Source organism: Kineococcus aurantiacus (assembly GCF_013409345.1).
Lineage (GTDB): Bacteria > Actinomycetota > Actinomycetes > Actinomycetales > Kineococcaceae > Kineococcus > Kineococcus aurantiacus.
This window is the reverse complement of sequence record NZ_JACCBB010000001.1, coordinates 1,032,081-1,055,478: the sequence shown is the minus strand read 5'-3', so window position 1 is coordinate 1,055,478 and position 23,398 is coordinate 1,032,081. Positions and strand designations below refer to the sequence as shown.

21 protein-coding genes are annotated in these 23,398 nt (G+C 75.8%); 13 read left to right on the top strand and 8 right to left on the bottom strand.

Going from position 1 to position 23,398, the window contains the following annotated elements; all coding sequences use genetic code 11:
* The first annotated feature begins 90 nt into the window (after window positions 1–90).
* The 5 genes from BJ968_RS04995 (at window position 91) to BJ968_RS04975 (ending at window position 5,100) form a co-directional block, all read left to right on the top strand.
* Window positions 91–933: a fumarylacetoacetate hydrolase family protein gene (locus tag BJ968_RS04995; RefSeq protein ID WP_179749763.1), complete on the top strand. Its 843-nt coding sequence runs from the start codon at window positions 91–93 to the stop codon at window positions 931–933.
* A 64-nt stretch (window positions 934–997) separates the two neighbouring features.
* On the top strand, window positions 998–1,735 hold the full coding sequence (locus BJ968_RS04990; protein ID WP_343077819.1) for an SDR family NAD(P)-dependent oxidoreductase: 738 nt from the start codon (window positions 998–1,000) through the stop codon (window positions 1,733–1,735).
* Between the two features lie 4 nt (window positions 1,736–1,739).
* Window positions 1,740–2,687: an aldo/keto reductase gene (locus BJ968_RS04985; protein ID WP_179749761.1), complete on the top strand. Its 948-nt coding sequence runs from the start codon at window positions 1,740–1,742 to the stop codon at window positions 2,685–2,687.
* Window positions 2,684–3,487, top strand: a complete 804-nt coding sequence (locus BJ968_RS04980; protein ID WP_218884814.1) for an amidohydrolase family protein — start codon at window positions 2,684–2,686, stop codon at window positions 3,485–3,487. Before BJ968_RS04985 ends, BJ968_RS04980 begins: the two co-directional genes overlap by 4 nt.
* Before the next feature lie 128 nt (window positions 3,488–3,615).
* Window positions 3,616–5,100, top strand: coding sequence for an alpha-L-fucosidase (locus BJ968_RS04975; protein ID WP_343077817.1), 1,485 nt, complete (start codon window positions 3,616–3,618; stop codon window positions 5,098–5,100).
* A gap of 54 nt (window positions 5,101–5,154) precedes the next feature.
* Here the strand turns inward: BJ968_RS04975 and pdxH are convergent, their stop codons facing one another.
* A complete protein-coding gene (gene pdxH, locus BJ968_RS04970) occupies window positions 5,155–5,811 on the bottom strand; it encodes a pyridoxamine 5'-phosphate oxidase (RefSeq protein WP_179749757.1) in 657 nt (218 codons plus the stop codon).
* A 69-nt stretch (window positions 5,812–5,880) separates the two neighbouring features.
* On the opposite strand from pdxH, the gene BJ968_RS04965 reads away from it, so the two are divergent.
* The 3 genes from BJ968_RS04965 (at window position 5,881) to BJ968_RS04955 (ending at window position 11,514) form a co-directional block, all read left to right on the top strand.
* Window positions 5,881–7,368 (top strand): hypothetical protein, encoded by a 1,488-nt coding sequence (locus tag BJ968_RS04965; protein ID WP_179749755.1) that lies wholly within the window; start codon window positions 5,881–5,883, stop codon window positions 7,366–7,368.
* Between the two features lie 80 nt (window positions 7,369–7,448).
* The gene (locus BJ968_RS04960) at window positions 7,449–8,462 is read left to right on the top strand and encodes a substrate-binding domain-containing protein (RefSeq protein WP_179749753.1); all 1,014 of its coding nucleotides are present in this window, start codon (window positions 7,449–7,451) and stop codon (window positions 8,460–8,462) included.
* 25 nt (window positions 8,463–8,487) lie between these two features.
* Window positions 8,488–11,514: a glycoside hydrolase family 38 N-terminal domain-containing protein gene (locus BJ968_RS04955; RefSeq protein WP_179749751.1), complete on the top strand. Its 3,027-nt coding sequence runs from the start codon at window positions 8,488–8,490 to the stop codon at window positions 11,512–11,514.
* Window positions 11,515–11,578: 64 nt separating this feature from the next.
* On the opposite strand, the gene BJ968_RS04950 is transcribed toward BJ968_RS04955, so the two are convergent.
* Window positions 11,579–12,592 (bottom strand): putative sulfate exporter family transporter, encoded by a 1,014-nt coding sequence (locus BJ968_RS04950; protein ID WP_179749749.1) that lies wholly within the window; start codon window positions 12,590–12,592, stop codon window positions 11,579–11,581.
* Window positions 12,593–12,731: 139 nt separating this feature from the next.
* On the opposite strand from BJ968_RS04950, the gene BJ968_RS04945 reads away from it, so the two are divergent.
* Window positions 12,732–13,544, top strand: coding sequence for a sugar phosphate isomerase/epimerase family protein (locus BJ968_RS04945; protein ID WP_246314078.1), 813 nt, complete (start codon window positions 12,732–12,734; stop codon window positions 13,542–13,544).
* Between the two features lie 2 nt (window positions 13,545–13,546).
* On the opposite strand, the gene BJ968_RS04940 is transcribed toward BJ968_RS04945, so the two are convergent.
* Window positions 13,547–13,957 (bottom strand): DUF1810 family protein, encoded by a 411-nt coding sequence (locus BJ968_RS04940; RefSeq protein WP_179749748.1) that lies wholly within the window; start codon window positions 13,955–13,957, stop codon window positions 13,547–13,549.
* A 179-nt stretch (window positions 13,958–14,136) separates the two neighbouring features.
* On the opposite strand from BJ968_RS04940, the gene serC reads away from it, so the two are divergent.
* Window positions 14,137–15,288, top strand: coding sequence for a phosphoserine transaminase (gene serC, locus BJ968_RS04935; protein ID WP_179749746.1), 1,152 nt, complete (start codon window positions 14,137–14,139; stop codon window positions 15,286–15,288).
* 74 nt (window positions 15,289–15,362) lie between these two features.
* Window positions 15,363–15,662: a DUF1540 domain-containing protein gene (locus BJ968_RS04930; RefSeq protein ID WP_218884811.1), complete on the top strand. Its 300-nt coding sequence runs from the start codon at window positions 15,363–15,365 to the stop codon at window positions 15,660–15,662.
* Here BJ968_RS04930 and BJ968_RS25455 read toward each other — a convergent pair.
* From BJ968_RS25455 to BJ968_RS04915, 3 genes are read right to left on the bottom strand one after another with little or no spacing between them, the layout of a single operon-like run.
* Window positions 15,647–16,849: a methyltransferase gene (locus tag BJ968_RS25455; RefSeq protein WP_179749744.1), complete on the bottom strand. Its 1,203-nt coding sequence runs from the start codon at window positions 16,847–16,849 to the stop codon at window positions 15,647–15,649. The genes BJ968_RS04930 and BJ968_RS25455 overlap by 16 nt on opposite strands.
* A 50-nt stretch (window positions 16,850–16,899) precedes the next feature.
* Window positions 16,900–18,210 (bottom strand): MFS transporter, encoded by a 1,311-nt coding sequence (locus BJ968_RS04920; RefSeq protein WP_179749742.1) that lies wholly within the window; start codon window positions 18,208–18,210, stop codon window positions 16,900–16,902.
* Entirely contained in the window at window positions 18,207–18,692 is a 486-nt protein-coding gene (locus BJ968_RS04915) for a MarR family winged helix-turn-helix transcriptional regulator (protein ID WP_179749740.1), read from the bottom strand. Before BJ968_RS04915 ends, BJ968_RS04920 begins: the two co-directional genes overlap by 4 nt.
* A gap of 176 nt (window positions 18,693–18,868) precedes the next feature.
* Here BJ968_RS04915 and BJ968_RS26345 point away from each other — a divergent pair, with 176 nt between their 5' ends.
* Window positions 18,869–21,079 carry an EAL domain-containing protein gene (locus BJ968_RS26345; RefSeq protein WP_179749738.1) on the top strand — a complete coding sequence of 737 codons (2,211 nt, stop codon included), beginning with the start codon at window positions 18,869–18,871 and terminating at the stop codon, window positions 21,077–21,079.
* On the opposite strand, the gene BJ968_RS04905 is transcribed toward BJ968_RS26345, so the two are convergent.
* Together BJ968_RS04905 and BJ968_RS04900 are read right to left on the bottom strand one after the other, a co-directional pair.
* Window positions 21,068–22,249, bottom strand: coding sequence for an aminotransferase class I/II-fold pyridoxal phosphate-dependent enzyme (locus BJ968_RS04905; protein ID WP_179749736.1), 1,182 nt, complete (start codon window positions 22,247–22,249; stop codon window positions 21,068–21,070). The two genes, BJ968_RS26345 and BJ968_RS04905, sit on opposite strands and share 12 nt — an antisense overlap.
* Window positions 22,250–22,357: 108 nt before the next feature.
* Window positions 22,358–23,113: an SDR family NAD(P)-dependent oxidoreductase gene (locus BJ968_RS04900; RefSeq protein WP_179749735.1), complete on the bottom strand. Its 756-nt coding sequence runs from the start codon at window positions 23,111–23,113 to the stop codon at window positions 22,358–22,360.
* Between the two features lie 45 nt (window positions 23,114–23,158).
* Here BJ968_RS04900 and BJ968_RS04895 point away from each other — a divergent pair, with 45 nt between their 5' ends.
* Entirely contained in the window at window positions 23,159–23,398 is a 240-nt protein-coding gene (locus BJ968_RS04895) for a DUF2530 domain-containing protein (RefSeq protein WP_179749733.1), read from the top strand.

Sequence of the window (23,398 nt, the reverse complement as noted above, 5' to 3'; positions counted from 1 at the left end):
GCTCCGTGCGGCCCGCCGCAGTGACACCGACGTCGCGGAGGCCCGGCCCCGGCGGCCGCCGGACCCCGCACCCCTGGAGAGGCAGACACCGTGAAGCTCCTGCGCTTGGGCCCCCCGGGTGCCGAACGACCCGTCGCGCTGCGCGAGGACGGCACGTACGCGGACCTGTCCGGTGTGCTGGACCCCGACGTCGCCTGGTCGTTCGCCGACCTGGACCGGGCCCGCGCCGCCCTCGCGGGCGCGCCCGCGCTGGACGCCGGCGGCCTGCGGGTCGGCTCGCCGGTCCCGCGCCCGCACGCGGTCGTGTGCATCGGGCTGAACTACCGCGACCACGCCGCCGAGACGGGCGCGCCGGTCCCCGACGAGCCGGTGGTCTTCCTCAAGATCCCCTCCACCGTCGTGGGTCCCTACGACGAGGTCCTCGTGCCGCGCGGTTCGGTCAAGACCGACTACGAGGTCGAGCTGGGCGTGGTCCTGGGCCGCACCGTCCGCTACCTCGACTCCGCCGAGGAGGGCCTGGCCGCCGTCGCCGGGTACGTCGTGTCCCACGACGTGTCCGAGCGCGAGTTCCAGATCGAGCGCGGCGGCACCTGGGACAAGGGCAAGAACTGCGAGACCTTCAACCCCCTCGGCCCCTGGTTCGTCACGGCCGACGAGGTCGGGGACCCCTCGGCGCTGGGGCTGCGCTGCTGGGTGGACGGGGAGCTGCGCCAGGACGGCACGACGAAGGACATGGTCTTCGGCGTCGGCGAGCTCGTCCGGTACCTGTCGCAGTTCACCGTGCTGGAGGCCGGTGCCCTCGTCAACACGGGCACCCCCGCGGGCGTGGCCCTGGGCCGGCCGGACCCCAAGCCGTACCTGCGCGCCGGGCAGGTCGTGGAGTGCGAGGTCGACGGCCTCGGCCGCATGCGACAGGTCCTCGGGGCGGCCTGATGACCGGGTCCACGAGCCCCGCCCCGGACGCCGCGCGCCTCCGCGCGCCCGCGGGGGGCCGGCGGTGAAGGAGCTGCGGGTCCTGGTGACCGGCGGGGCGTCCGGCATCGGCGCGGCGACGGTGCGGCGGTTCGCGCAGGACGGCGCGCGGGTCGTCGTCCTGGACCGCGACCCCGCGCCCGGCGCCCACGGCGTGCGGGCCGACCTGTCCGACGACGCCTCGGTGCGCGCCGCCGTCGCCGAGGCCGTCGCCCACCTCGGCGGGCTCGACGTCCTCGTGAACAACGCCGGGGTCGGCGCCGTCGGCGACGTCACCGCCAACGACGACGAGGAGTGGCACCGCGTCTACGACGTCAACGTCCTCGGCATCGTGCGCACCACCCGCGCCGCCCTGCCGCACCTGCGGGCCTCCGGGCACGCCGCCGTCGTCAACACCTGCTCCATCGCGGCCTGGACGGGCCTGCCGCAGCGGGCGCTGTACTCGGCGACCAAGGGGGCGGTCCAGGCGCTGACGCTGGCGATGGCGGCCGACCACCTGGCCGACGGGATCCGGGTGAACTGCGTGAACCCCGGCACCGCGGACACCCCGTGGGTGCAGCGGCTGCTCGACGCCACCGACGACCCCGCCGCCGAGCGGGCCGCGCTGCAGGCCCGGCAGCCCACGGGGCGGCTCGTCAGCGCCGACGAGGTCGCGCACGCCGTCGTTCACCTGGCCGACCCGCGGTCGTCGGCGACCACGGGGGTCGTGCTGGCCGTCGACGGCGGGACGCACTCCCTGCGCCTGCCCGCGCGGCAGGGGTGAGGCGGTGCTGCAGCTGCCGCCGTGGGGCCTGGGGTCGGCCGCCCTGGGGAACCTCTACACCGCCGTGAGCGACGAGCAGGCCCGCGCCACCGTGGACGCCTGCTGGGACGCCGGCGTCCGCTACGTCGACACCGCCCCGCACTACGGCCTGGGGCTGGCCGAGGAACGGGTCGGGGCGGCCCTGCGCGACCGGCCGCGGGCGGAGTTCGTGCTGCAGACCAAGGTGGGGCGGCTGCTCGTGCCCTGCGCCGGGACCGGGCGCGACAGCCAGGGCTTCGACGTGCCCGCCACCCGGGAACGGGTGTGGGACTTCTCCGCGGCCGGGGTCCGGCGCTCGATCGAGGACAGCCTGGAGCGGCTGGGCCTGGACCGCGTCGACGTCGCGCTCGTCCACGACCCCGACGACCACCTCGACCAGGCCCGCCGGGAGGCGATCCCCGAGCTGCTGCGGATGCGCGAGGAGGGGCTCGTGCGGGGGGTCGGGGCGGGCATGAACTCCTCGGCGCCCCTGGCGCGCTTCGTGGAGGAGTTCGACCTCGACGTCGTCCTCGTCGCCGGGCGCTACCACCTGCTCGACGCCTCCGCGGCGGCCGACCTGTTCCCGGCGGCGACGCGCACCGGCACGGCCGTCGTCCTCGGCGGCGTGTTCGCCTCGGGCCTGCTCGCCCACGACGAGCCGCCCCCGGACGCCACGTACGCCTACGGGCCCGCACCGGCGGACCTGCTGGAGCGGGCCCGCCGGATCGCGCGGGTCGCCCGCGAGCACGGCACGACGCTGCCGGCCCTGGCCGTGCAGCACGCCGCGGCCCACCCGGCCGTCGCCTCCCTGGTCCTGGGCGTGCGCTCCCCCGCCGAGGTGCGGCGCGACGCGGCGCTGTTCGACCCCGCACCGCCCGAGGTGTGGGAGGCGCTGCGCCGCGAGTCCCTGCTGCCCGGCGGGGTGAGCGCGTGATCGTCGACGCCCACCACCACCTGTGGGACCCGGCGCGGCGCGACTACCCGTGGATGGTCCCCGCGCTCGCCGAGCCGTTCGGGCTGGAGGACCTGCGGCGGGTGACGCGGGCGGCGGGCGTCGACCGCACGGTGCTCGTGCAGACCGTCTCCGACCTGGCCGAGACCCAGGAGTTCCTCGACGTCGCGGCCGCCTCCGGCGGGCTCGTCGCGGGGGTGGTCGGCTGGGTCGACCACGCGCGGGACGTCCCGGGGCAGGTGGACGGCCTGCGCCACCGCGAGCTCCTCAAGGGCGTGCGGCACCAGGTGGAGGACGAGCCGGACCCGGACTGGCTGCTGCGCCCCGAGGTCGTCCGGGCGCTGGGCGCGGTGGGCGACCTCGTCGTCGACCTCCTCGTCCGCTGGGACCAGCTCCCCGCCGCCGCCGAGCTGGCCCGGCGCTGCGAGGGCACCTCGTTCGTCCTGGACCACGGGGCGAAACCCCCGCTCGGCTCGGGCGACCTGCCGGCCTGGGAGCGGGGCGTCACGGCGCTGGCCTCGCGGCCCAACGTCCGCTGCAAGGTCTCCGGGTTGTTCACGCTGGCGCACCAGGAGCACCTCGGGCCCGCCGTCGACCACGTCCTCACCGCCTTCGGCGCCGACCGCCTGCTGTTCGGCACCGACTGGCCCGTCAGCACCCTGGCCCACGACTACCCGACCGTGGTGGAGCGCACCCGGTCCCTGCTCGACCCGCTGAGCCCGGACGAGCGCGCCGCCGTCCTGGCGGGCAACGCCGTCCGCACCTACCACCTCGCCCCCTGAAGGGAACCCCGCACCGTGTCCCTGTCCACCGCCGACCCGCAGCGGTACCGCGACGCCGCGTCCGGCGTCCCCGTCGCGCACCTCGCCCCTCCCGGTCCCGTCGTCGATCCGGACCCGCGGTGAGGGGCGTGGGGGCCGACGACGCGGAACTGGCCCGCGTCCGCGAGGTCGCCACCCGCGGCCCGTACCAGCCGACGTGGGAGTCGCTGCAGCGGTACACCGCGCCCCGCTGGTACGCCGACGCGAAGTTCGGCGTCTTCACCCACTGGGGCGTCTACTCGGTGCCTGCGTTCGGGAACGAGTGGTACGCGCGGAACATGTACCGGCGGGGGACCCCGGAGTTCGAGCACCACGTCGCCACGTACGGCCCGCACACCGAGTTCGGCTACAAGGACTTCGTCGACCGGTTCACGGCGCCGCGGTTCGACCCCGCGGCCTGGGTGGCGACGTTCCACCGGGCCGGGGCGCAGTTCGTCGTCCCGGTCGCCGAGCACCACGACGGGTTCGCGATGTACGCGACCGCGCGCTCGGAGTGGAACTCCGTCGCCCGGGGCCCGGGGCGGGACGTCGTCGGGGAGCTCGGCGACGCGGTGCGGGCCGCGGGGATGGTGCTCGGGGCGAGCTCGCACCGCGCGGAGCACTGGTGGTTCATGAACGGCGGGCGGGAGTTCGACTCCGACGTGCGCGACCCCGCGCACGCGGCGTTCTACGGCCCGGCCCTGCGGGAGGAGACGGCCCCGAACGAGCAGTTCCTGGAGGACTGGCTGCTGCGGACCGTCGAGCTCGTCGACCGGTACCGGCCGCAGGTCCTGTGGTTCGACTGGTGGATCGAGACCCCGGCGTTCGAGCCCTACCTGAAGCTGTTCGCCGCGTACTACTACAACGAGGCGGCGCGCTGGGGGCGCGAGGTGGTCATCAACTACAAGTGGAACGCCTTCGCCGACGGCAGCGCCGTCTACGACGTCGAACGCGGTGCGCTGCACGGGATCCACCCCCGGGTCTGGCAGAACGACACGTCGGTGGGGCGCACGTCGTGGAGCTGGGTGCCCGACCAGCGGTACAAGAGCGTCCCCGAGCTGGTCGCCGAGCTCGTCGACGTCGTCGCCAAGAACGGCGTGCTGCTGCTCAACGTGGGACCGAAGGCCGACGGGACGCTGGCCCCGGAGGAGGTGGAGATCCTGCACGGCATCGGCGACTGGCTGACGGTGCACGGGGAGGCGGTGTACGGGACCCGGCCGTGGACGGTGCCGGGGGAGGGACCCACGCACCTGGCGGCGGGGTCCTTCGTGGACTCCACGGCCCGCGACCACACCGGCGCCGACGTCCGGTTCACGGTGCGCGAGGACCCCTCGGGGACCCACCTGTACGCCACGGCCCTCGGGCCGGTGACCGACGGGGTGCTGCGGGTCCGGTCCTGGGGCAGCGGGGCCGGGCTGCTGGGGGAGTTCGACGACCTGCGGGTCCTCGGCCACGCCGGGCCGGTCACGTCCCGGCGCACCGCCGAGGCGCTGGAGGTCGACGTGCCCGCCGACCGGGTGGGGACGTCGGGGGTCGTCGTGCGCGTCACCCGGCGCGAGCCGGTGCCCCCGCCCCGGCACGACGGCCTGCACTGACCGGCCGCAGCCGCTGCTGCACCCCGCGACGGGGACCCGCGCCCGGGGGTCCCCTCAGGGTTGCCGGCGCTCCACCCGCCAGTTCGCGGGGACGTCCAGGTCGGTGCCGGCCCCGTCGCGCACGAACACCAGCCGGTCGTGCAGCCGCGACGTGCGCCCCTGCCAGAACTCGACCTCCTCGGCCCGGACGAGGAAACCCCCCCAGTGCGGGGGCGTGGGGACCTCCTGCGGCCAGCGGGCCCGCAGCTCGGCCTCGCGCGCGTGCAGCTCGGCGGCGGAGGCGATCGGCTGCGACTGCTCGCTGGCCCACGCCCCGATGCGCGACCCGTACGGCCGGGAGGCGAAGTACGCCTCGGTCTCGGCCCGCGGGACGTGCTCGGCGCGGCCGCGGACCGCGACCTGCCGGTGGACCCCGTGCCAGCCGAACAGCAGGGCCACGCGCGGGTCGTGCCCGATCGCCCGCGCCTTGCGGGAGCCGTGGTTGGTGTAGAAGACGAAACCCCGGGCGTCGACGGCCTTGAGCAGCACCGTGCGCGCCGAGACGCCGTCCGGCCCGGCCGTCGCGACCGTCATGGCGTTGGGCTCGTCCACGCCCGCCTCGACGGCGGCGGAGTACCACGTGCGGAACTGCTCCAGGGGGGTGGCGGCCAGGTCGCCCTCCTCGAAGCGGCGTTCCCCGTAGTCCACCCGACGGCCCGCAGGATCCTCCACGCGCCCAGGGTACGGCGGCCCGCCCGACCCCGCCGCGGGGGCCGGGAGCGGGGACGGCACACTGCGCGGGTGCTCCAGGACAGGGCGGCGGACACCGGTGCGGACACCGTCGCGGCGACCGCGCTCGGCCTGACGCTCACGACCGCCGTGCGCCCGCCCGTCGACGACCCGACCCTCGGGGTGCCCGTGCGCGCCCGCCGGGCCGTGCCGGACCCCGCGCACCGCCTCGTGGCGGTGGGGGACTCCCTCACCCAGGGGTTCCGGCACTACGCCGTGCACGACACCTCCCTGAGCTGGCCGGCCCTGGTCGCCGACCTCCTCGGCACCCCCTTCTCCCACGCCGAGGACCACGGCCCGGGCGGGTACCCGCTGAACCTGGAGTTCCTCGCCCGGCGCGCCCTGGGCCGCCCCCTGCTCTCGGGCGCCGTCGAGGGGATCCGCTACCTGCGCGAGGTGCAGCGCGCCTACGAGGTGGACCTCGGCGAGCCCGGTGGCCCCCGCCACGAGGCGCTGGCGGTCTGGGGGTGGGACCTGCGCGACCACCTCGCCCGCACGGCCGACACCGAGCGCCCGCGCGTGTCGTCCTCCCGGCTCAACCCCCTCGTCGACGACCCGAACGCCCGGGCCGCCGTGGCGGTGCTCGACGGTTCCCGGGACGCCGGCGGGCAGGCGTTCACGACCCTGCAGGCGGCCCGGGACCTGTCCCGCGGGGGCCTGGAGACGCTGTGCGTGTGGCTGGGGTCGAACAACGCGCTGCGCAGCGTCGTGGACCTGCGGGTCGTCCCCAGCGGCCCGGCGTTCCGCGACGTGGAGGCCAAGGAGGCGTACACGGTGTGGACGGTGCCGCACTTCCGCGCCGAGCTGGCCGAGCTCGCCGACCGGGTCCGGGCCGTCGAGGCCGACCGGGTGCTGTGGGGCACCGTGCCGCACGTGACGATCCCCCCGATCGTCAACGGCCTCGGCGGGGCGCTGCCGGAGTGCCCGCGCTACTTCCGCTGGTACGGGCGGCCGTGGGCGACCGAGCACGGTTTCGACCCCGACCGCGACGAGCACCTCACGGGGTTCGACGTCTGGGCCGTCGACCTCGCCGTCGACGGGTACAACCGGGCGATCACCGAGCTCGTCGCCGCCGAGCGCGCCGCCGGCCGGGACTGGCGCGTCGTGGACGTGGGCGCGATGCTCGACCGGCTCGCGGTGCGCCGCAACGACGAGCTGGGGGCCCGGCCGCCGGAGTTCCCGCCCCTGCCGCTGCCGGAGGCCCTGCGCGGGCTCGACACGCGCTTCCCCGTGACCGACGACGAGGGCAACCTCGTCGCCGGCGGCCTCATCGGCCTCGACGGGCTGCACCCCACGACGTGCGGGTACGGGCTCGTCGCGCAGCAGTTCGCCACCGTCATGGCCGACGCCGGGGTGGACTTCCCCGGCGGGCCCGGTCTGGACTTCGCCGCGCTGCGCCGCCGGGACACGTTCGTCTCGGCGCCGCCGCCGGGGATCGCCCGCGCGCTGCGGGTCATCGGCCGGGTGGACCGGTTCGGGCGGGCGTTCCGCCGCCGGTGAGGGGCGGGGCTCCGTGACGCGGTGGCCCCCGTCGTCTACCCTGCCGCTGGAAACGTTCGCAGGACGACGGGGAGGTCGCCGTGGCCGCAGGCCGCCCGCCCACGATGCGTGACGTGGCCGCCCACGCCGGGGTCAGCGTCTCCACCGTCTCCCGCGTCGTCAACGCCGAGCGGTACGTCGACGCCGCCACGCGGGAGAAGGTCGAGGCCTCCGTCGCCGCCCTCGGCTTCCTGCGCAACGAGAGCGCCCGCACCCTGCGCCCGGGCCAGCGGACCGCGACCGTCGCGCTCGTCGTCGAGGACCTCACCAACCCCTTCTCGGCCGAGCTGGCCCACGGGGTCGAGCTGGTCGCCGCGGCCGCCGGGTACGTCGTCCTGCTGCTGTCGACCGGGCGGGACGCCGCGGGGGAGCGCGACGAGGTCCGCGAGCAGGAGATCGTCGCCGAGCTCCTGCGCCGGCGCGTCGACGGCGTCCTCGTGGTCCCCGGCGCCGACGACGCCGCGGGCCGCTACGCCGCGCTGGCCGAGCGGGCCCCCGTCGTCTTCGTCGACCGCCTGCCCCGGGGGGTGCGCGGCGACGTCGTCCTGCTCGACAACGCCGGCGGCAGCCGCCGGCTCACCGGCTGGCTCGTGGACCGCGGCCACCGGCGCATCGCCTACGTCGGCGGGGACCGGCGCTCGGGCCCGGGCGCCAAGCGGTACTCGGGGTTCCGGGCCGCGCTGAAGGCGGTCGGGGTCCCCGAGCACCGCGAGCTGCTGCGCTTCGGGCGGCGCTCCAGCGAGGAGGCGCGCACGGCGACCGGGGAGCTGCTCGCCCTGCCCGACCCGCCCACGGCGGTCTTCTGCGACAACAACCGGATGACGGTGGGCGCGCTGCTCGCCGTCCACCGCGCCGGCGCCGACGTCGTCGTCGCCGGGTTCGACCACGTCGAGCTCGCCGAGGTGCTCGTCGACCGCGTCGCGCTCGTCACCTACGACCCGGTGGACGTCGGCCGCCGGGCCGCCGGGCTGCTCGTCGAGCGGCTCGCGGGGGCGGACGTCGCCCCCCGCAAGATCACCGTGCCGGTCGAGCTGGCCGAGTTCGGGAACCGATGACCGACCGACCGTCGAGGAGGACGTCGTGCACGACCAGCGCCAGGCCACCGAAGCCCGGCTCGAACGAGCGGTGGCGCAACGCCTGCGGCCCGCCGTCCACTCCGGCGCGGTACCGCTGGACGTCGCGGCCTGGCACGCCCCCGGCGAGCCCGTCCCGGTCGCCGAGGGGATCGCCGCGCCCTACGAGCCGTTCGCCGTCGGCACCCCGTGGGGGCCGCCGTGGGGGACCACGTGGTTCCGGCTGCGCGGGCAGGTGCCCGCCGACCGCGCCGGGCGCGAGCTGGAGGTCGTCTTCGACCTCGGCACCGACGCCCGCAACGTCGGTTTCCAGGCCGAGGGTCTCGTGCACACCCCCGACGGGCAGCCGGTGAAGTCCATCAACCCGCTGTCCACCTGGATCCCCGTCCCGGCGGGGACGACGACGTTCGAGTTCTTCGTCGAGGCCGCCTCCAACCCCGACGTCCTGGGCGGGGGCGGGGCCGCGTTCGAGCCGACCCTCCTGGGCGACGTCCTCACCGCCCCCCGCGACCCCCTCTACGTCCTGGCCCGCGCCGACCTGTGCGTCCGGGAGACCGAGGTGGCCGAGCTCCTGGCCGACGTCGAGGTCCTCGGCGGCCTCATGCGCGAACTGCCCCTGGAGGACGCGCGGCGCTGGGAACTCCTGCGCGGCCTCGACGCGGCCCTGGACGCCCTCGACCCGCACGACGTGGCCGGTTCCGCGGCGCGGACCCGCGCCGTCCTGGCGCCGCTGTTCGCCGCACCGGCGCGCGCCTCGGCGCACCGGGTCAGCGCCGTGGGGCACGCCCACATCGACTCGGCCTGGTTGTGGCCGCTGCGCGAGACCGTGCGCAAGGTCGCCCGCACCACCGCCAACGTCACCCAGCTCATGGACGTGCACCCCACCTTCTCCTACGCGATGAGCTCGGCGCAGCAGTTCGCCTGGATCGCCGAGCACCGCCCCGAGGTCCACGAGAAGGTCCGCCGCCGCATCGCCGAGGGCCGGTTCGTGCCCGTCGGCAGCATGTGGGTGGAGTCCGACACGAACATGGTCGGGTCCGAGGCCATGGTGCGGCAGTTCGTGGAGGGCAAGGGCTACTTCCTGCGCGAGTACGGCGTCGACACGCAGGAGGCGTGGTTGCCGGACTCCTTCGGGTACTCCGCGGCCCTGCCGCAGATCATGAAGCTGGCGGGTGTCCGCTGGTTCCTCACGCAGAAGATCTCCTGGAACGCGGACAACAAGTTCCCGCACCACACGTTCGACTGGGAGGGCATCGACGGGACGCGGATCTTCACCCACTTCCCGCCCGTCGACACCTACAACTCCGAGCTGTCGGCGCGGGAACTGGCCCATGCCGCGCGGAACTTCCAGGAGAAGGGCCGCGCGAACTGGTCGCTCGTGCCCTTCGGCTGGGGCGACGGCGGCGGCGGTCCTACCCGGGAGATGTTGCAGCGCGCCGACCGGCTGGGCGACCTGGACGGGTCCACCCGGGTGACCCTGCACTCCCCGGAGCAGTTCTTCACCACGGCCGAGGCCGACTACCCCGACCGGCCCGTGTGGTCGGGGGAGCTCTACCTCGAACTGCACCGCGGCACCTACACGTCGCAGGCGGGGACGAAGCAGGGCAACCGCCGCAACGAGCACCTGCTGCGCGAGGCGGAGCTGTGGGCCACGACGGCGGCGGTGCGCACGGGGGCCGAGTACCCGGCCGCGCGGTTCCAGGAGCTGTGGCGCACGGTGCTGCTGCACCAGTTCCACGACATCCTGCCGGGGTCCTCGATCGCGTGGGTGCACCGGGAGGCCGCGGCCACCCACGCCCGGGTCAGCGCCGAGCTCGAGGAACTCGTCGCCGGCTCCCTGCGGGCGCTCACGGGCGAGGGTTCGCAGCGGCTGGTGGCCAACGCCGCCCCGCACGCCCGCGACGGCGTGCCCGCCCTGGGCGTGGCCGTCGCCGAACCCCCCGGGGCGCTCGTGTCGGCCACGACCGACGGGTCGGGCACGGTGCTGGACAACGGGGTCCTGCGGGTGCGGGTCGACGCCGGCGGGAACGTCGTCTCGGTGCTGGACCTGCTGGAGGACCGGGAGGTCCTGCTGCCCGGCACGAGCGCCGGGCTGCTGCAGCTGCACCGCGACACCCCGAACCGGTGGGACGCCTGGGACGTCGACGCGCACTACCGCAACGTCGTGCGCGACCTCACCGACGCCGAGTCCGTCGTCGTCCACCCCGACGAGGAAGGCTCCCAGGGCGGCGCGAGCGTCGTCGTGACCCGCTCGACCGGGCCGAGCACCCTCGTCCAGACGATCCGCCTGCCCCGCGGGGAAGCGCGCCTGGCGTACACCCTGGACGTGGACTGGCACGACCGGGAGGCGCTGCTCAAGGCCGCGTTCGGTCTCGACGTCCACGCCGACCGGTCCGCCTCGGAGATCCAGTTCGGTCACGTGTTCCGCGCCACCCACGAGAACACCAGCTGGGACGCCTCCCGGTTCGAGATCTGCGCGCACCGCTGGGTCCACGTCGGTGAGGCCGGGTACGGCGCGGCGGTCACGAACTCGGCGACCTACGGCCACGACGTGACGCGCAGCGCCGTCGAGGGGGGGCGGCCGGGGACGACGGTGCGGCTGTCGCTGCTGCGGGCCCCGCTGTCGCCCGACCCCGAGACCGACCAGGGCAGCCACCACCTCGAGTACTCCCTCGTCGTCGGTGCCCAGATCACCGACGCCGTGCGCGAGGGGTACCGGCAGAACCTCGCCCCGCGCCCCGTGCGGGGCGCCGAACCCGTCGAACCCCTCGTGACCGTCGAGGACACCGGCGTCGTCGTGGAGGCCGTGAAGCTGGCCGAGGACGGGTCCGGGGACGTCGTCGTGCGGCTCTACGAGGCGCTCGGCGGCCGGGTGCGGACGTCGCTGCGCTGGGGTTTCGCCGTCGGTGCGGTGACCGAGGTGGACCTGCTGGAACGCCCGCTGGAGCAGGGGGCCACGACGGTCGGGGACGGTGGCGCGACCGTCTCGCTGCGCCCGTTCCAGATCCTCACGCTGCGCCTGGCGCGAGCCTGACGCGCGCCTGACGCGCGCCCCGCCGCGGCCGGGGACCCGGCCGCGGCGGGGCGGCGCCGTGGGGTCAGGCCCCGACGTGCAGCAGGTGCACCCCGGCCAGGGCGACCCCGGCGACGAGCACCCACGACGACAGGCCCAGGACGAGCGAGCGCGCGCCCGTGCGCACCAGGTGCGGGACGTCGATGCCCGTGCCGAGCGCGAACAGCGCGGCCACGAGCAGGACCGACTGCAGCTGCTGGGCCCCGGCCAGGGCCGCCCCCGGCACGAGCCCGGTGGCCCGCACCGCCACGGCGACGACGAAGGCCGCCACGAAGAACGGCAGGACGGGGGGCCGCTTCGCGGTGGTGGTCCCGGCGTCGCGGGCGCGGCGGCGCAGGACGACGAGGGCCACGAGCGGGGCCAGCAGCAGGACGCGGGAGAGCTTGACGACGACGGCGGTGCCCAGCGCCCCGGGGACCCGGTCGCCCGTCGCGACGACCTGCCCCACGTCGTGCACACTGGCCCCGGCCCACACGCCGAACCCGTGCACGTCCAGGCCCAGCGGGACGCGCAGCAGCGGCAGCACGACGATCGCCAGCGAGCCGCAGAGGGTGACCAGCGCGATCGAGGTCGACACGTCCTCCTCGTCGGCGTCGGTGGCCGGGCGCACCGCGGCGATCGCCGAGGCGCCGCAGATGGAGAAGCCCGTCGCCACGAGCAGCGACCGCGCCGGGGACAGACCCAGGGCACGGCCGATGAGCTGGGTCCCGCAGAACGTCACGGCGACGACGCCGACGACGAGGACCACCCCGCCCCAGCCCAGGTCGCGCACCTGCGACAGCGGCAGCTGCAGGCCGAGCAGGACCACCGCGACGCGCAGCAGCCGCCGGGAGGCGAAACCCGTCGCGGGCGCCCAGGAGCGCCGGAACAGGCCCGTGCTGCGCACCACCGCCCCCAGGGCCACGGCGACCGTGGAGGCCGTCAGGACGGGCGCGAGGGCCTGCACGCCGAAGGCGAGGAGGGTCGCGGCGGCGACGACGACCAGGCCGGGCAGCAGGGCGGCGGCGGGGTGGGCGGGGCGGGGGACGGCGCGGAGCACCCTGCCAGGGTGCTCCCGCCGCGCCGGGGGCTGAACCCGGGGCCTGCCGTGGGGTCACCGGTCCTGCTTGTGACCGCCCGCGTCGTTGACCCTCCGTCCGGCGCTGTGGGACAGTGCCGCGGAAAGCGCATTCCAGACGATGACGACGGAGTGGACGATGGACACCGCGCGGCTCAGCCTGAACCAGATCACGCTCAACACCCTCGGCCTGCCCGAGGTCGTCGAGATCTGCGAGCGCCACGGGATCGGCTCCCTCGCCGTGTGGCGCGACAAGGTCGCCGCCGTGGGCCTGGACCGCGCCGCCGCGCTCGTCCGCTCCGCCGGCCTGCACGTCAGCTCGGTCTGCCGCGGCGGGATGTTCACCGACCCCACCGTCGACGTCCGCGAGGAGAACCGCCGCGCCGTCGAGGAGGCCGCCGCGCTGGGGGCCGACTGCCTCGTCCTGGTCTGCGGCCCGCTGCTCGACCACGACCTGGCCGCGGCCCGCGGGCGCGTCCACGACGGCATCGCCGACCTGCTCCCGCACGCGCGGGCGGCCGGGGTCCGGCTCGCGGTCGAACCGCTGCACCCCATGATGATCAGTCGGCGGTCGGTCGTGAACACCCTCGCGCAGGCGCTGGACCTGTCCGACGCCCTCGACGGGGAGGTCGGCGTCGTCGTCGACGCCTACCACGTGTGGTGGGACCCCGAGCTCGACGCGCAAGTGGCCCGCGCGGGGCGCAGGGTCCTCGGCTACCACGTCTCGGACTGGCTGCCGGGGACCGCGGACCTGCTCCTGGACCGCGGGATGATGGGCGACGGTCTCATCGACCTGCCGCGGGTGTCCCGGCTCGTCGCCGACGCCGGCTACACGGGCCCGGTGGAGGTCGAGATCCTCTCCACCCGCTGGTGGGCCGAGGACCCCGACGACGTCACCCGCACCCTGCGCAAGCGGTTCGAGGAGTTCGTCTGACCTCAGCCGGCCCGGCCGAGGAGGCGCGTCGTCGCGGGGTCGGGGTCCCCCGCGAAGAACTCCTCCAGGACGCGCGCGGCCAGGTCCTCCCCGGCCGCGGCGAACAGCGTCGCCGAGCTGCGCAGCTTCACCGCGTCGACCCCGCCCAGCACGCGCTCCGCGTCGCGCGACCCCTGCCCCAGCAGTGCCGCGCAGTTCTCCCGGTACCGGGCGCCCAGGACCGGGTGGGCCAGGTAGGCGCGCGCCTCCTCGACCCCCTCCAGCGCGTAGGCCACCGACGTGGGGGAACTGCCCAGCAGCAGCTGCGGGAACTCCCACCACATCCAGTGCGACGTCTTGCGGCCCGCGCCCAGCTCCCGCAGGGCCTGGGCGTGGGTGGTGTCGGAGGCGGTGACGAAGCGGTCCAGGTCCACCGCCCCATCGTGCGCCACCCCGTCGCGCGCGACGACCCCACCGTTGTGCTCGATCACCGGAGTGCTTGATCACCGCTGTGCTTGATCACCGCAGGGGGTGGCGGGGGGCGAGCACTCCGGTGATCGAGCACAGCGCCGGAGGGACGGGGGGAGCCGTGCGGTGCGGCAGGATTCTCCCCGTGACCGTCGCTGCCACCGACCTGCGCCTCCCCGCCCACCTGCTGCCCGCCGACGGCCGCTTCGGGTCCGGGCCGTCCAAGGTCCGCCCCGAGCAGATGGCCGCGCTCGCCGCCGCGGGGCGCACCGTCATGGGGACCTCGCACCGGCAGGCGCCCGTCAAGGACGTCGTGCGGCGCGTGCGGGCGGGTCTGGCCGAGCTGTTCGCGCTGCCCGACGGGTACGAGGTCGTGCTCGGCAACGGCGGCAGCACGACGTTCTGGGACGTCGCGACGCTGTGCCTGGTCCGGGAGCGCTCCCAGCACCTCGTGCTGGGTGAGTTCTCCTCCAAGTTCGCCGCGGCCACCGCCTCGGCGCCGTTCCTGGCCGACCCCGTCGTCGTGCGCGGGGAACCGGGGACCCTGCCGCGGCTGGGAGACGTCGCCGACGGCGTCGACGTCGTGGCCTGGCCCCACAACGAGACCTCGACGGGCGTCATGGCCCCCGTCCTGCGCCCGGCGGGCCCCACGGCCGCGCAGGGGGGCCCGCTGGTGCTCGTCGACGCCACCTCCGGGGCCGGCGGGCTGCCCGTGGACGTCGCCCAGACCGACGCGTACTACTTCGCGCCGCAGAAGGTGTTCGCCTCCGACGGCGGGCTGTGGGTCGCGCTGCTGTCGCCGGCCGCCCTCGACCGGGTCGAGGAGGTGGGGGCCACCGGGCGCTGGACGCCGGCGTCGCTGGACCTGCGGATCGCCGTGGAGAACTCCCGCAAGGACCAGACGTACAACACCCCGGCCGTGGCGACGCTGGTCCTGCTCGCCGAGCAGGTCGAGTGGATCCTCGCCCGCGGCGGGCTGGGGTGGGCCACCGCGCGCACCGCGCAGTCCTCGGGGATCGTCTACGACTGGGCGCGCGACCGGGAGTGGGCCACGCCCTTCGTCGCCGAGCCCGCCGCCCGCTCGCAGGTCGTCGCGACCATCGACCTCGACGCCTCGGTGGACGCCTCCCTGGTGCAGGAGGTGCTGCGGCGCAACGGGATCGTCGACGTCTTCCCGTACCGCAGCCTGGGCCGCAACCAGCTGCGCATCGGGGTGTTCCCGGCCGTCGAACCGGACGACGTGCGGGCCCTGACGGCGTGCGTGGACCACGTCGTGGAAGCGCTCAGGAAAGCCTGACCTGCATTCCGGGGGGAATTCAGGAAAGGCGTTCCTGCCTAGCCGCGGGAACGCCGGACGGTTACTTTCGAACCATGGCGACCGTGAACCTGGACCTCACCCCGATCCACCAGTGCTCCGTCGAGGGGTGCACCTTCAACGCCTCGACGTCCTGCCACGCCCCGGCCATCACCGTGGGCGACCACGGCGCGAACCACTGCGCCACGTTCCTCGGGATCCCGACCAAGCACACGCCGACCCGCGACGGCCACGTCGGCGCGTGCCAGCTCGCTGACTGCACCCACAACTCCGACCTCACCTGCCACGCCAGCACCATCGAGGTCGGCACGGCCGACAGCGGCCAGACGCGCTGCCTGACCTACAGCGCGGCCTGACGCACCCGCTCCAGCTCGGGGGTGAGCATCCGCGCCAGCGCGGGTTCCACGCCCCAGGCCCGGGTCAGGTCGTCGTACTCCGCCAGCAGCTCCGCCAGCCGCGGGCCGCGCGGTGCGCCCGCGCGCACCGCGCGGATCATGGCGTTGCGGGGCGTGTGCGCGGAGTCGATGAACTCCACGACCTCCACCCGGTAGCCCAGCAGCTGCAGCACGAGCGAGCGCAGCGTGTCGGTGAGGACGTCGGCGAACCGCTCGCGCAGGATCGCGTGCCGCACCAGGGGGGCGCGGTTGCCGTGCAGCTGCCGCTGCACGTCGCGGTGGCAGCAGGGGGCGGCCAGCACCACCGGTGAGCCCCAGCGCACCGCCCGGGCCAGCGCCTCGTCGGTGGCCGTGTCGCAGGCGTGCAGCGCCATCACGACGTCCGGGCGCTCGTCCGGGAACGGTTCGGCACCGGCGATGGAGCCGACCGCGAACTCCAGACCGGGCAGCCCGGCCTCCGCCGCGGCCCGCCGGCCGGTCGCCACGACGTCCTCGCGCACGTCGACGCCGACGGTCACGAGGTCCTTGCCGCGCTCGCGGGCGGCCTCGCCCAGCCAGCGGTGCGCGCCGAACGTGAGGTAGGCGTTGCCGCAGCCGAGGTCCACGGCCCGCACGCGCTCGCCGTCCCCGGTCAGCACCGCCGGGGCCAGGGTGGCGAGCTGGCGGACGAACGCCTCGACCTGCCGGCGCTTGTCGCCGCCGGCGCCCAGGACGCGGAAGACCGGGTCGTCGGGGTCGACGAGCCGCTGCTTGGCCTTGTCGTGCCGGGCGGGGCCGGCCGCGTCCCGGGCCCCCTCCGGCGCCGGGGCCCGGTGCACCTGGGCGTCGCCCTTCTTGGTGACGCGGACCTGGACGACCTCGGTCGCCGTCTCGACGTGCAGGTTGCCGTACGCCTGGCCCAGCAGGTCGTCCACGGCCCCGCCGGCGGCGGCGACGGGGACGTTGCGCGTCGTCACGACCGGCCCGGTGCGGGCCGTGAACTGCAGGTGCGGGCCGTTCTTGAGGGTGACGGGACGGACCTCGACCCGTTCGGCCGCGGGCGGCTCGCAGCCCTTGCGGCGTCCGGCCGCGACCGCCCGCGCGAGGTTCGGCGCGTCCAGCAGCAGGGCGCGGACGTCGGCGAGGGCGGTGGGCAGGTCGGTGGGCACGGCACCATTCTCCCGCGTCCGCGGCGTCCTCCCGCCGCGGACGCCGGGCCTCAGGCGGCGGCGGAGTCGCGGGTCGGCTCCGCGGCCGGGCCGCTGGGCGCGTCGCCGGTGGGCACGAGGCGGACGTGGGGGGAGCGCCGCCACGACCAGCTGACCCGGACGTGCGCGCGGCGCAGCAGGAAGATCCCGACCGCGACGGCGACGAGGGCCGAGGGGACGGACCCGACGAGGATCGACCACGAGGGCCCGAACCGGGTGCCCACCCAGCCGACGAACGGGCCGCCGACGACGGTGCCGCCCTGCATGAGCGACATGTAGATCGCCATGACCCGCCCGCGCACGGCCGGCTCGGTGCTCATCTGCACGGTGGCGTTGGCGGCCGTCAGCAGCGTCAGCGAGGCCAGCCCCATGAAGGGCAGCACGAGCAGGTAGAGGGCGTAGGTCGGCATGAGCGCCGCGACCGAGGCGAGCACCCCGAAGGCGGCGGCGGCCCCGACGACGAGCCGGTAGCGGGGGCGGCCCCGGCGGGCGGCCACGAGCGCCCCGGCCAGGGAGCCCACGGCCAGGACGGTGCCCGCCAGGCCGTACCCGGCGGAGTCGGTGCCGTACCGGACGCTCGTCATGAGGGCGCTGGTGAGCTGGAAGTTCAGCCCGAACGTGCCGACGACGGCGACGAGGACGAAGACCGCGACGAGGTCGGGGCGGGCCCGGACGTACCGCAGGCCCTCCCGCATGCTGCCGGTCCCCGCGACGGGCCGGACCCGCGGCGAGGGGTGCGCGGGCCGCATGAGGTGCAGCATCACCAGCGGCGCGGCGAAGGACAGCGCGTTGAGCAGGAACACCGGCCCGGTGCCGATCCAGGCGATGAGGACGCCGGCCAGGGCCGGGCCGACCAGGCGCGCGGAGTTGAACGAGGCGGAGTTCAGGCCGATGGCGTTGGGCAGGTCCTCGCGGGGGACGAGCTGGCCGACGAACGTCTGCCGCACGGGCCCGTCGATGGCCGAGGCGCAGCCCAGCAGGGTGGCCAGGACGTAGACGTGCCAGAGCTGGACGTGCCCGGACAGGACCAGCACGGCCAGGACGAGCCCGATGAGGCCCATGGCGGCCTGGGTGGCCACGAGGGTGCGGCGCTGGTCGAAGCGGTCGGCGACGGTCCCGGCGACGGGGGCCAGCAGCAGGATGGGCCCGAACTGCAGGCCCGTCGTGATGCCGCCCGCGGTGCCCGAGCCGTGGGTGAGGACCTGGATGACCAGCCAGTCCTGGGCCACGCGCTGCATCCAGGTGCCGACGTTGGAGACGACGGCGCCGCTGACCCAGAGGCGGTAGTCGCGGTGCCGCAGGGAGCGGAAGGTCTGGTTCACTCCGCGATCACCGCGGTGAGGATGCGGGCCGCCTCGGCCAGGGTCGCGCGCTCGGCGGGGGACAGGCCCTCCAGGCGGCGGCTGAGCCAGGCGGCGCGGCGCTCGCGGGTCTCCACGACGACGGCGCGGCCGGCGTCGGTGGCGGACACGAGCACCTGGCGGCCGTCGTCGGGGTGGTCGGTGCGCTCGACGAGGCCGGCCTCGACGAGGCCGGCGATGGTGCGCGTCATGGAGGGCGGGCGGACGTGCTCGGCCTCGGCGAGCTCGCCGGGGGTGCGGGGACCGGTGGTGAACAGCTGGGACAGGACCGAGAACTGGCCGTCGGTCAGCTCGTCCACGCTCTTCTGGGCGCGCAGCCGGCGGGCGGTGCGCAGCAGGGAGACGCGCAGGTCGACGGCGAGCCGGTCCAGCGGGGCGGTGTCCACGGCGGTCCCCCCGGCGGTCTCCCCGGTGGTGGGGAGCTCCTCGGTGGATGGTGGCATGAGGCCACCATAATCCTTCCCTCGGCTAATTACCACTGCGAAACACCGGGGTGGGACACCGGCGAGGTTCCGTCCCGGCCCACAGCGCGTTAGAGTCGGTCACGTTGTGTGATTACTTGGCGAAGGTCCCCGGACCGCGTCACGGAGGGGTGAACGTGCCAGTGAGTGGAACTCCCGTGACGTCGGCCGACCGCCGGGCCCGGCGGGCCCTCGAACGCGCCGCGGCCGCCGTCGCCGAGGCCGGCGCCGCCGTCGAGGCCCGCGGCACCGAGCACCCCGACGTCGACCTCGCCCAGCACCTCGACCTCGGCGTCACCCGGCGCGACACCGGCGCCGCCTTCCTGCGCGCCCAGCGGCGGTTCAGCGAGTGCGGCGACCTCAGCTCCCTCGGCGAGGAGCTCGTCACCGAGGTCCACGAGGCCGGCCACCAGCGCGTCCTGCTGCTGGAGACCGTCGCCCGCTCCCGGCACCGCGAGCTGGAGGTCCTCGCCGCCCGCGGCGACCTGCTCCTCGTCCCCGGCCGCCGGCTGACCGGCAACGACCTCACCCGCATGTGCCCCTCGGCCGTCGTCGAGCTGGTCCCCGGCCACCCCCGCGCCCCCCGGCTGGCCGTGTGGGGCGTGCCGGACGGCGACTCCCCGGGCCTGGAGTTCCTCGCCCTCGCCGCCGGCGCCGCCTGGCGCGCCCTGGTCGCCACCGCCGACGCCGTCCGGGCCGACCGCGAGTCCACCCGCGCCACCCTCCTGCTGTCCGGTGCCGCCCGCCTGGCCGGGCTCGGCTCCTGGAGCTGGGACCCCGCCACCGGGGTCGTCACCCTCGACGACCGCCTGCGCGAGATGCTCGGCATGACCGCGGCCGAGGCCGACCCCGACCTGGAGACCTGGCGGCTGCGCGTCCACCCCGACGACCGCGCCCCCTTCACCGGCGTCGACGACCCCGCCGCGCACGCCGGCAGCTCCGCGCCCTACCCCTTCCGCGTCGCCGCCCCCGACGGCACCGAGCGCACCTTCCTCGGCATGAGCGTCCCCCTGACCCGCACCAGCTCCAGCGTCGTGCAGGGCCTGGTCATGGACGTCTCGGCCGGGGGGAAGTCCACCGGCGAGCTCGTGCGCCTGGCCCAGTGCGACTCCCTCACGGGCCTGGCCAACCGCTCCGTCCTCGACACCCGGCTCGCCGAAGCGCTCGCCGGGGCCACCCCCAGCGACGCCGTCGCCCTCGTCCTGCTCGACCTCGACCGGTTCAAGCTCGTCAACGACACCCTCGGCCACCAGATCGGCGACGCGCTGCTGCGCCAGGTCGCCGTCCGCCTCGAGGCCGCCGCCCCGCCCGGGGCGACCCTGGCCCGCCTCGGCGGCGACGAGTTCGTCGTCATGGTCCCCGGCGTCAACCGGCCCGAGGCCGCCTCGATCATGGCCCGCGACGTCATCCGCCGGCTCCGCGCCCCGATGCTGCTGCCCGGCCTGCCCGAACCCTTCGTCTGCACCTCCAGCGCCGGGGTCGCCGTCGCCCACGAGGGCACCGCCGACGACCTGTTCCGCAGCGCCGACATGGCCCTGTACCGGGCCAAGGACGGTGGCCGCGACCGCGTGGCCCTCTACGACACCGCCATGCGCGACGAGGCCCACGCCCGCCACGTCGCCGAGCACCGCGTCCGGCGCGCCCTGCGCACCGACGGCCTGCGCGTCGTGTGGCAGCCCATCGTCGACCTGCGCAACCGCGAGCTCGTCGCCGCCGAGGCCCTCGTCCGCCTCGACGACCCCGTCGAGGGCATCCTCGAACCCAAGCACTTCGTCGACACCGCCGAGGACACCGGGCTCATCGTCGACGTCGACACCTGGGTCCTGGGGGAGGTCCTGCGGCAGCTGCGGGAGTGGCGGCGCGAGGAGGTCGGGCTGCAGGTCTCCTTCAACGTCTCCGGCAAGACCCTGGAGCACCCCGCCTTCGCCCACCGCCTCGCCCACAGCGTCGAGTCCACCGGCGCCTCGGGCAGCTCGCTGCTCGCCGAGGTCACCGAGCGCACCCTCATCGACCTGTCCACCTCGACCCGGGCCAGCCTGGGGGAGCTGCGCAGCATCGGCGCCCGCGTGGGCCTCGACGACTTCGGGACCGGGTACTCCTCGCTGTCCTACCTCGACCGGTTCCCGCTGAGCTTCCTCAAGATCGACATGAGCTTCGTGCGGCCGCTGGGGTCCTCCGACCGCGCCGAGGCCGTCGTCGAGGCGCTCATCAGCCTCGCCCACGCCCACGGCATGGTCGTCACCGCCGAGGGCGTGGAGACCGAGCTGCAGGCCTCGATGCTGCGGGACATGGGGTGCGACCGCGCCCAGGGGTACCTGTTCGGCCGCCCGATGGACGCCGGCCTGCTGCCCCTGACCTCACGCCCGTAGCGCCCGGCCCAGCCGGGCCACCCCCTCGGCGGTGCGGGCGGGGGAGTGCGTCGTGAACGACAACCGCAACGTCGAGCGGTCCGGCGCGCCCGCGAAGAACGACTCACCCGGCACGAACGCGACGCCCTCGGCCAGCGCCGCCTTCAGCAGGACCCCCGTGTCCGGCCCGCCCGGCAGCCGCACCCAGGTGAACATCCCGCCCTCGGGCCGCGACCACGTGCTGCCCACCGGCAGCTCGGCCGCCAGCGCCGTCAGCATCGCGTCCCGGCGCTCGCGGTAGGCCGCCACGACCGTCGCGACGTGCGCGTCGAGGTCGGTCGCGGCGAGGTACTGCGCCGCGGCGGCCTGGTCGACCGTCGAGGTCTGCAGGTCCGCGGCCTGCTTGGCCACGACGACCGACGGGCGCAGGGCGCGCGGCAACCGCGCCCAGCCCAGCCGCAGCCCGGGAGCGCCGACCTTGGAGAAGCTGCCGAGGTGGACGCAGTTCCCGGTCGCCGCGGGGTGCGCCGCCAGCGGCGGCAGGTGCTCACCGGCGTAGCGCAGCTCACCGTACGGGTCGTCCTCGACGACCCACACCCCGTGCTCGGCGGCCAGCTCGGCGATGCGGGCCCGGCGGTCGGCGCGCAGCGTCCGGCCGGTGGGGTTCGCGAAGTTCGGCACGAGGTACAGCACCGCCGGCCGGCGGGTGCGGAACACCTCCTCCACGGCCTCGGGGACCGCGCCGTCGTCGTCGCCGGCGACCCCGACCAGTTCCGCGCCGGCCAGCGAGAACGACTGCAGCGCAGCCAGGTAGCTGGGTTCCTCGACCGCCACCACCGACCCCGGGCCCAGCAGGGCGGTGGTGAGCAGCGTCAGCGCCTGCTGCGACCCGGTCGTGACGAGCAGGTCGTCGGGGCCCGTCGGCAGCCCGCGGCGCGTCAGCCGCGCCGCCACGAGCGCGCGCAGCTCCGCGTCGCCCTCGCTGGGGGCGTACTGCAGGTTCCGCCGGGCGGCCGGCCCCGTCAGGGCCCGCTCGTAGGCCGCCCGCAGCCCCTCCACGTCGAACAGCTCCGGGGCCGGCAGACCACCCGCGAACGAGATGACGTCGGGGGCGTCGACCAGCGCCAGCAGGTCGCGCACGGGCGAGGAGCGGACCCCGGCCAGGCGGGGGTTGAGCGGGAGCGGTGGCACGGGTTTCCTCCCCGGTGGCGGCGTGCGGTGGGACCGGCCGCCCGCGACGGTCGTGGCGTCGCGCGGGGACGGGGGGACGCCGCCGGGGTGGGGAGCGTTGCCCGGATCCTACGCCCGGTGCACGTGCGCGGCGTCCGCCTGCGCGACCGGCCGCACGACCACCTTGTCGAGGTCGACGTGCGGGGGCCGGGTCACCGCGAACGCGATGACCTCCGCGACGTCCTGCGCGGTCAGCGGCGTCAGCCCCTCGTACACCTCGTCGGCCGCCTCCTGCGACCCCAGCCGGACGAGGGAGAACTCCGTCTCCACCATGCCCGGGGCGATCTCGGTCACCCGGACCGGCTCACCCAGCAGCTCCAGGCGCAGCGTGCGGCACAACGCGTTCACGCCGTGCTTGACGGCCGTGTACCCGCCGCCGCCGGGGTACACCTCGAACCCCGCGATCGACCCCAGCACCACGACGTGCCCGTTCCCGCCGCGGCGCATCCCCGGCAGCAGGGCCTGGTGCACGCGCAGCACCCCGACCACGTTGGTGTCGTACATCGCCTTCCAGCCCTCGGGGTCACCGGCCTCGACCCTGTCGCTGCCCAGGGCGCCGCCGGCCGAGTGCACGACGACGTCCACGTCACCGACCTGCTCGGCCATCGCGGCGACCGAGGCGGCGTCCGTCACGTCCAGCGCCACCGCCCGGCCGCCGACCTCGGCCGCCAGCGCCTCCAGGCGCTCGACGCGGCGCGCGGCCGCGACGGTGTCGAAACCGGCCGCCGCCAGGGCCCGCACGGTGGCCGCGCCGATCCCGCTGCTGGCCCCGGTCACGAGGGCGGTGCGCCGGCGGGGGGTCGGGCAGGACGTCTGCGTGGACATGCCGCCATCCCAGCAGACGCGCCGCCGGCGGTGGACACTGGCCCGGTGCCCCTGTTCCTGCCGCCGTCCAAGGCCAAGCCGCCGCCCCCGCCGCTGAAGACCGACGACCGCCGCGCCGTCCTCGTGGGGCTGGGCGTCTGGGCGGTGCTGCTCGTCGTGGCGCTGGCCGTGCCGGAGGTGCGCAGCACGGGGGAGGGGCGCTGGCTCGGCTCGTGCGTCGCGGGGCTGGCGCTGGGGCTGGTGGGGCTGGCCCACGTGCACCGGCGCGGCCGCCGCTCCCGCTGA